Raw genomic sequence first — 8,735 nt, 5'->3', positions numbered from 1 at the left:
GTGGACGCGCAGGTGGTGGAGCTGTCCGGTTCGGTTGAGGCGATCCGACTTGCGCGAGCGTGCCGGCATGGCCCAAGTTCACGCTGGAGGAACGACGCACGATGATCTTCGACACCGACACCCGCCTCGTCGCCGACCCGCGCCGCGAGGAACGCCTGCTCTGGTCCGTTGCGCCCTATATCAAGCCGGGCGGGTAAGGCTGCGGAACATCTAATACTTACCGTCACCCCGGCCTTGAGCCGGGGTCGAGCTACTACCCTCGTCGAAGAAGAAGCCCAGCCCCGGCTCAAGGCCGGGGTGACGAAAGAATGGCACTACCGGTCCCAGGGAAATGCCAGCGTCGGCGCGTTGGCGTAGCGCCGCATCGCGAGCTTCAGCCGCGCGCCGCAGCCCGGCTCCAGCCGCAATGTGAAGTCGCGCCCGCCGACCGGCACTTCCTTCTCGTCGAGCGTCACCCGCGCGATCCGGTGCTCGGCATAGGCGCCGCCCTGCACCGTCACCGTCCGCGCCACCATGCCGAGGTTGACCAACGTCACCTCCGCCGAGGCATCGCCCAGCGCATGGACCAGCGCCGCGACATCCTCCGGCACCCCAGCCCGCCGGCGCTCGGGATCGAAGTAGCGCAGCCGGCAATGCAGCACGACGCCGCCCTGGTTGGGCGAGGTCGCGGACCAGGGCGGCCGGGCGATGTGCATGCCCCCCGTCATCAGCTGGATCAGGCTGCGGACGCTTGCCGGGGTCTTGTCGAGCGGCCAGTCGGCGAGCCGCGTGTCGCGCGTGGTGCGGTCCTCGCGCATCCGCTTCTCGCGCTCGGCAACGCGCGCGAGGTCGGCGTTCAGCGCCTCGACCGGATAGTCGTCATTCCTGCCGTGGAGGAACTCTACCCACGGATTCTCGCCCGCCAGCGCGAGATCGTCCGCGCGCTGAGTCACATACCAGATCTCGAACCCGTTCAGGCGATAGGGCCCGGGCTTCCATCCGTACCAGCCCTCGGCGCCATACATGGTCGGCGTCTCGAACTTGCCGTCGCGCTGGCGCCCGACATCGTTGATCCGCGCATTCTGCCGCCGCCACACCTCGACATAGGCAGAGTCCCCCGTCAGCAGCGTGCCGTTGAGGAAGGCCGTGATCGATCGCGGCACGCGGTTGCGGTCCTCACGCTTGCCGGTCTGCGGCACCACCGGCGAGAAGCCCCAGCCATAGACCCCGCCCCACCAGTCGCGCGCCACCTTGCCGTCGAGCCCGACCTTGCTCGGCACGATGCCGTTGTTGGAATTGGCGCGCTCGACCCACGCGTCGAGATAGTCCAGCGCCCAGCGCCGGTAGCGGTCGCCCCCGCCCAGCGCATAGGCGTTGAGCCCCAAGGTCGTCGCCTGCAGGTTGAGCGGGTTGTCGCCGACCACATCGGTGTATTCGGCATAATGGTCGAGCGTCTGCTGATAGGTCGACTCGCCATGCTCCATGTGGAAGCGCTCGCCCGCTTCGAACGGGTCGCCCGCCCAGTCGAGCGCGGTCGCGTCGCGCATCATCGGGCCGCGACTGCCGTTCATCATGCTGCGGATGACGCGGCGCGCGGGATCATAGTTGCGCACGCTCGCATCGTGCCCGGTGTAGAAGTCCGCGAAGCGCCGCGTGCGCGAGATCAGCGCCGGATCGCGCGGCGCCGAGAAGCCGAGCACGTTGAAGGTCGTCAGCCCCTCCGAATTATGCTGCCAGTCCATCTGCACCGGAAAGTCGCGGTGATACATGCCGCGCCGCGCGATCGGCACCTCGACCGTGCGCATCGCGGCATATTGCTTGAGATGCCCCTCCCAGAAACGCTGGGTCAGGTCGAGGATGCGATCGGGCGCACCCAGCGCGTGGAGGATTGCCCAATCGTTGGTCGCCTCGGCCGCGTCGTCCGGGCCGTCATTGGCGCCCCAGCGCTCGAACACCAGCAGCCAGTCGCGCTTGTCGACATATTTCGCGTAGAACGCCTCGCACGCCGCCGCATTGCGCGCGATCAGCTTGCGCTGGAGCAAGGCCCATTGCGGCGGCGCCATCGGCGTGGCCACTCGAAGCTGTGTCTTCGACGCCCGCGCGGTGGCGGGCACCAGCGTCGCGGCCGCGCCGCCGAGCAGCAGTCCTCTGCGATCCATCCTCATTCGCCGATCGTCATGCGGCGGATCGGCCCGGCGATCACCAGGAAGGCGAAGATCGTCATCAGGCAGTGCACGCCGACATAGACCAGCGCCCAGTCGAACGATCCGGTCGCCGCGACGATGTATCCCACCACGATCGGCGTGACGATCCCGGCCATGTTGCCGAACATGTTGAACACCCCGCCCGACAGGCCCGCGAGCCGCTTCGGCGCGACATCCGCCATCACGGCCCAGCCGAGCGAAGCCACGCCCTTGCCGAAGAACGCGACCGACATCAGCGTCACCACCAGCCACTCCTGCTCGGCCCACACGCAGCCGATGATCGCGGTGGCGAGCACCATCCCCGCCGTCAGCGGCCCCTTGCGCGCGAGATCGAGCGATCCGGTGCGCTTGAGGATCCAGTCGGAGACATAACCCCCGGCAAGCCCGCCGACAAAGCCGCACAACGCCGGCGCGGCAGCGGCGAGCCCCGCCTCCATGATGTTCAGCCCGCGTTCCTTGACGAGGTAGATCGGGAACCAGGTGACGAAGAAATAGGTCAGCACGTTGATGCAATACTGCCCGAGATAGATGCCCAGCATCATCCGGTTGGCGATCAGCTTGCCGACATTGTCCCAGTCGAACGCCGCCGCGCTGCCCGCGCCGCCATCCTCCATATGGACCAGCCCGCCGCCTTGCTCGATATGATCGAGCTCGGCCTGGTTGATCGACGGATGCCGCGCCGGGCTGTGGATATAGCGCACGAACACCGCGGTCGCGATCAGCCCCAGTGCACCCATCACCCAGAAGATCGAGCGCCAGCCGAAGCTGTGCGCCAGCCACCCCATCAGCGGCGCGAAGGCGACCAGCGAGAAATATTGCGCCGAGTTGAAGATCGCCGACGCCGTGCCGCGCTCGGCCGAGGGAAACCATGAGGCGACGAGCCGCGCATTGCCCGGGAAGGACGGCGCCTCGGCGAGCCCGACCAGGAAGCGCAGCGCGAACAGCATCGCCATCGCGGGCAGGAACGCGACCAGCCCGGCCAGGCCCTGCAGCGCGGTGAAGATCGACCACAAGGCGATCGCCGCGGCATAGACTCGCTTGGTGCCGAACTTGTCGAGCAGCAGCCCGCCCGGCACCTGCGCCAGCACATAGGCCCAGGCGAAGGCGGAGAGGATGAAGCCGGTCTGCACCGGGTTCAGTCCCAGTTCGCTCGCCGCCGCGCTCCCCGCGATCGAGAAGGTTGCGCGATCGGCATAGTTGACGGTGGTGATGATGAAGATCAGCGCAATGATCGCGTGCCGCACATGGGTTGGCCGGGTGCGCTGGTCGGTCACGCGTCGCTCTCCTGCGGGTCACGCGTCCCATGCGCATGATCCTTGTTCGAGCACCGGTAACGGGGGTGCGGAGGGGCGTCCAAGGCAAAGAGCGGGACGATCAAGTCAGAAACTGGCTCGATCCATGTGGTTGGCGCGACCGCACCGGCGCGATCAGTGCATCTCGTGCATCGATTCATGTCCGATTGGCGTTAGCCTCCCCGCCCCGCCCGCGCCTAGCTGAACATCGCAATCGGCTCGTCACGAAGCCGTTCACAGCCAGTCGAGAGGGGAGCCTGAAATGTCCCGCATCCATATCCTGAAGTCCGTGCTCGCGTTGTCGGGCGCCGCCGCCGCGCTCTCCGCCGCACAGGCGCAGACCGCCGAACCGGCCCCGGAAGCGCCCGCCGATGCCGGTCAGGAAGTGATCGTCACCGGGTTCCGCGAGAGCCTCAGCAGCGCGCTCAACGTCAAGAAGCGCGAGACCGCCGCGGTCGATGCGATCAAGGCCGAGGACATCGCCGAATTCCCCGACCTCAACCTCGCCGAATCGCTTCAGCGCATCCCCGGCGTCGCGATCAGCCGCGTCAACGGCGAGGGCCGCAACATCTCGGTCCGCGGCCTCGGCCCCGAGTATAGCCGCGTGCGCATCAACGGCATGGAGGCGATCGGCACCACCGGCGGCACCGACAACTCCGGCGGCGTCAACCGCGGCCGCGGCTTCGACTTCAACATCTTCTCGTCCGACCTGTTCAACAGCCTGACCGTCCGCAAGACCGCCACCGCCGATGTCGAGGAAGGCTCGCTCGGCGGCACCGTCGACCTCCAGATCGCGCGCCCGTTCGACTATCGCGAGCCGGCAGCGGTGTTCTCAGCCTCGGTCAGCTACAACGACCTCGCGCAGAAGGCGAAGCCCCGCTTCTCCGGCCTGCTCACCACCACCAGCCCCGACGGCAGGTTCGGTGCGCTCGTCTCGGTCGCCTATGAGGAGCGCCGCCTGGTCGAGGAAGGCGCCAACATCACGCGCTGGACCTATGGCGGGTTCAACGGCGGCTTCCACCCGAGCTCGACGATCGCGGGCAAGACGATCCAGCAGATCAACGATACCAATCCCGAGACCGCCCTCTTCCATCCACGCATCCCGGGTCTGGTCAGCTACGATATCGAGCAGAAACGCCTCGGCGCTGCGATCGCGCTCCAGTATCGCCCGAGCGACGCCACGCTGATTTCGATCGACGGTCTCTATTCGCGTCTCGACGGCACGCGCAAGGAAGCGCAGTTTCAGGCGATCGGCTTCAGCCGGTCGGGATCGGGCAAGCCCCAGACGATCATCCGCTCGGGCACGATCGACGCGAACAACAACATCATCAGCGGTACGTTCGACAATGTCGATCTGCGCGTCCAGTCGCGCTACGACGAGCTCAAGACCGACTTCTACCAGCTCACCGGCACGATCGAGCAGAAGTTCGGCGAGAGCCTGCGGTTCGAAGGAATCGTCGGCTATTCGCGCTCCGAATTCCGCAATCCGGTGCAGACCACGGTCACGCTCGACGCGGCCAACACCAGCGGCTTCTTCTACGATTTCTCGACTCGCTTCCCGACGATCCGGCCGGGCGTAGACATCACCAACCCTGCGACCTTCGCCTTCACCAACGGCACCTCGGAGGTCCGCATCCGCCCGCAGGCCGTCGACAACAGCTTCACCACCGCCAAGGGCTTCCTCGAATGGACCGCGAGTTCCGTGCTCAAGCTCAAGCTCGGCGCGGACTGGCGGCGCTTCGAATATGATTCGGGCGAGCGGCGGCGTCTGTCGGGCGAGGCGGTGGTGACCACTCTCACTGCAGCCCAGATCGCACCGCTCACCACGCAGTTCACCGGCTTCGGCCGCGGGCTCGACGTGCCATCGGGGAGCCCGACCGGCTGGGTGGTGCCGAACCTCGACGCGTTCCTCGCCTTCCTCAACGCGCCGACCAACCCGGTCTATGCCACCGGCGGGATCGAGAACAGCAGCGCGCGGGGCTCGTTCGTCACGGTGCGCGAGGATGATCTGGGCGTCTGGGGCATGGCCGAATTCAACTTCGCCGACGCCGGATTCCCGCTGCGCGGCGATATCGGCATGCGCTACGTCAAGACCGACCAGCTCTCGACCGGCTATGCCAGCCAGGGCGCGGCGGTGAACCTCGTCACCGCCGACCGCAATTACGACTTCTGGCTGCCGTCCGCCAACCTCGTGTTCGACATCACCGACACGCTGCTCATCCGTTTCGCCGCGGCGAAGACGATCGCACGCGCCGGCATCGGCTCGCTGTCGCCCGGCGGCAATCTCAGCGTTTCGGGCAGCAACCGCAACTTCAGCTCGGGCAATCCCAACCTGATGCCGACTCAGTCGACCAACCTCGACGCGTCGATCGAATGGTATCCGACGCGCGGCGCGATCTACGCGGTTTCGGTATTCCAGAAGGACATCGGTACCTTCGTGCAGACGCTCAGCAACACCGTGCCCTTCCGCAGCCTCGGCCTCCCGGACTCGCTGCTCGACGGCACCCCCGCCTCGCCCAATGACGATTTCCTCGTCAGCCAGCCGGTCAATTCCGACGGCGGCCTGCTGCGCGGGTTCGAGGTGAACGTGCAGCAGCCCTTCACCTTCCTGCCCGGCATCCTCTCCAATTTCGGCGTCCTGGCGAACTACACCTATGTCGACTCCGACATCGAATACCGCCTTTCGGCGACCGGCTCGCAAACCGTTAAGGCGACACTCGTCGGCCTGTCCAAGCACGCCGCCAACGCCACGCTCTATTTCGAGACTCCCAAATTCTCGATCCGCGGCTCGGTCGCCTATCGCTCGAGCTATCTCGTCGCGGTGCCGGGGACCGAGGGCAACGCCTATAACGGCACCAACGCCACCACCAATATCGACGCGCAGGTCTCGTACAACCTCACCGACAAGATCAAGCTCAGCCTCGAAGGCATCAACCTCACCGACGAGCTCAACGATCAGTTCGTGGACGAGACCAACCGCCTCAACGTGCTGACGCACAGCGGCCGTCAGTTCGTGCTGAGTGCCCGCGTGGCGTTCTGACCCTCCCTCACGAGGAACGCCTCCGATCCTGGCCGGCCGCCGCAAGGTGGCTGGCCTTTCTTTGCCCGGTCCCGTCCTGCCTTATTGCCAGCCAGCCCGGCGGGTGGCGGAGGCCGTGCGCGGCAGATTGCCAAAGCTTGGCAAAAGGTTGGCAAAGGACGCCTGCCGTCGCATCATGCGCGCCGAATCGGGAACCGGGGAAGATGCTTCACTATCGCGTACGATGCGTCGGCTTTGCCGCGCTGGTCGGCTCGCTCGCCGCGCTTCCCACTCAAGCACAGCAAGCTCTGGCCGATCCCGCCGGTTCGGACGACCAGGCGATCCGGCGATGCCCTTGCTGCCGCCCCTGACCAGCGACCCCAAGGTGATGGCGCGCGAAAAGGCGGCGGGGGACCATTTGCCCTATGCCTGCCACGTCAACCCGCACACGCTGCGGACGCGCGACGGCCTGCTGATGCAGACCGTCCACCTGCGCGGGTTGCATTTCGAGACGGCGGACACCGACGAACTCGATTATCGCAAGCGCCTGCGCGACGCGATGCTGCAGGCGATCGGCACGTCGCGCTTCGCCCTGTATCACCATGTCGTGCGGCGGCGGGTCGAGGTCGAGCTGACCTCCGAATTCCCCGACAGCTTCTCGCAGCAGCTCGACGAGCGGTGGCGCGAGCGGCTTGCGGCCAAGCAACTCTACGTCAACGAGCTGTTCCTGACCCTGATCCGGCGCCCGGTCCAGGGGCGGCTTGGCGTGCTCGATCGCATCCGCTCGTGGCTCGGCAACGCTGCGATCGACCGGTCCGCCGCCGAAGCCTATGAGCTGCGCGAGCTCGACGCCGCGCGCGAGGCGCTGATGGCCGCGTTGGGCAGCTACGGGCCGCGGCTGCTCGGCACCTATGCGACGCGCCACGGCGATTGCTCCGAGCCGATCGAGTTCCTCGCCAACCTGTTCAACGGCGAGATGCGCCCCATGTTCTTGCCCGAGGAGGATATCGGCCATTTCCTCCCGTGGCGGCGCGTTAGCTTCGGGCAGGAAACGGTCGAGCTCGGTCCGGAGGGCGGGCATGCCCCCGGCTACCTCGGCCTGCTCTCGCTCAAGGATTATCCGGGCCACACCGCGTCCGGGATGTTCGACGACCTGCTGCGCCTGCCGTTCGAGCTCACGATCTCGCAGAGCTTCGGCTTCGTCGATCGCCAGGCGGCACTCTCCCGCATGAATCTCGCGCTGCGCCGCATGCGCTCGGCGGAGGACGAGGCGGTGAGTCTGCGCGCAGAGCTGTCGAACGCCAAGGACGATGTCGCCGCCGGCCGGGCGGGGTTCGGCGAGCATCACCTGACGATCGCGATCCGCGGCGGAACGCCGGATCATGTGGACGCGGGAATCGCCGAGGCGCAGGCGGCGCTCGCCGATCTCGGCGCGGTCGCGGTCCGCGAGAATCTCGCACTCGAACCGGCCTTCTGGGCGCAGTTCCCCGGCAACTTCAAGTACATCGCCCGCCGCGGCCTGGTCTCGACGCGCAACTTCGCGGGGTTGGCGAGCAACCATAATTTCCCGCTTGGCGAGGCAAGGCGCAATCACTGGGGCGAAGCGGTCTCGCTGCTCGAGACCACCGCCGCGGGGCCCTATTTCTTCAACTTCCACCAGGCCGATCTCGGCAACTTCACGGTGATTGGGCCGTCGGGCTCGGGCAAGACCGTGGTGCTCAACTTCCTGCTCGCCCAGTCGCGCAAGTTCCGCCCGCGCATCATCTTCTTCGACAAGGATCGCGGCGCCGAGCTGTTCATCCGCGCGATCGGCGGGCGCTACGACGTGCTGCGGCCCGGCACGCCGTCGGGGCTCAATCCGCTCCAGCTCGAGGACAGCCCGGCCAATCGCCAGTTCCTGATCGACTGGATCGCGCTGCTCGCGGGTGGCGCCGACACCGACGAGATCGCGCAGATCAAGGACGCGATCGACGCGAGCTTCCAGCAGCCGGTCGAGGATCGCCAGCTCACTTATCTGGTGGAGCTGCTGCGCGGCGGGCACCGCCCGCATGCCGCCGACCTGTGGTCGCGGCTGCGCCCGTGGTGGGGCGACGGCGAGCGCGCCTGGCTGTTCGACAACGAGACCGACCTTACCGATCTCGTCTCCGATACGGTCGGCTTCGACATGACGCAGATTCTCGACGATCCCGCGGTGCGCTCGCCGGCGATGATGTATCTGTTCCATCGCGTCGAGGAACGGCT

General features: G+C 66.8%; 5 protein-coding genes. 3 read left to right on the top strand and 2 right to left on the bottom strand.

Translation table 11 applies throughout. From position 1 onward, the window contains the following. The first annotated feature begins 59 nt into the window (after positions 1-59). Positions 60-197 carry a hypothetical protein gene (locus tag ABDV68_RS16535; RefSeq protein ID WP_343521205.1) on the top strand — a complete coding sequence of 46 codons (138 nt, stop codon included), beginning with the start codon at positions 60-62 and terminating at the stop codon, positions 195-197. 117 nt (positions 198-314) lie between these two features. On the opposite strand, the gene ABDV68_RS16530 is transcribed toward ABDV68_RS16535, so the two are convergent. Beyond that, a complete protein-coding gene (locus tag ABDV68_RS16530) occupies positions 315-2,138 on the bottom strand; it encodes a hypothetical protein (protein WP_343521204.1) in 1,824 nt (607 codons plus the stop codon). 2 nt (positions 2,139-2,140) lie between these two features. Continuing rightward, positions 2,141-3,457: an MFS transporter gene (locus ABDV68_RS16525; protein WP_343521203.1), complete on the bottom strand. Its 1,317-nt coding sequence runs from the start codon at positions 3,455-3,457 to the stop codon at positions 2,141-2,143. Between the two features lie 280 nt (positions 3,458-3,737). Here ABDV68_RS16525 and ABDV68_RS16520 point away from each other — a divergent pair, with 280 nt between their 5' ends. Beyond that, positions 3,738-6,515 (top strand): TonB-dependent receptor, encoded by a 2,778-nt coding sequence (locus tag ABDV68_RS16520; RefSeq protein ID WP_343521202.1) that lies wholly within the window; start codon positions 3,738-3,740, stop codon positions 6,513-6,515. 328 nt (positions 6,516-6,843) lie between these two features. Then, on the top strand, positions 6,844-8,735 hold a 1,892-nt coding region (locus ABDV68_RS16515), incomplete at its 3' end, for a VirB4 family type IV secretion/conjugal transfer ATPase (protein ID WP_343521201.1).

Source organism: Sphingomonas sp. (assembly GCF_039595165.1).
Lineage (GTDB): Bacteria > Pseudomonadota > Alphaproteobacteria > Sphingomonadales > Sphingomonadaceae > Sphingomonas.
This window is presented reverse-complemented; position numbering and strand designations above follow the sequence as displayed.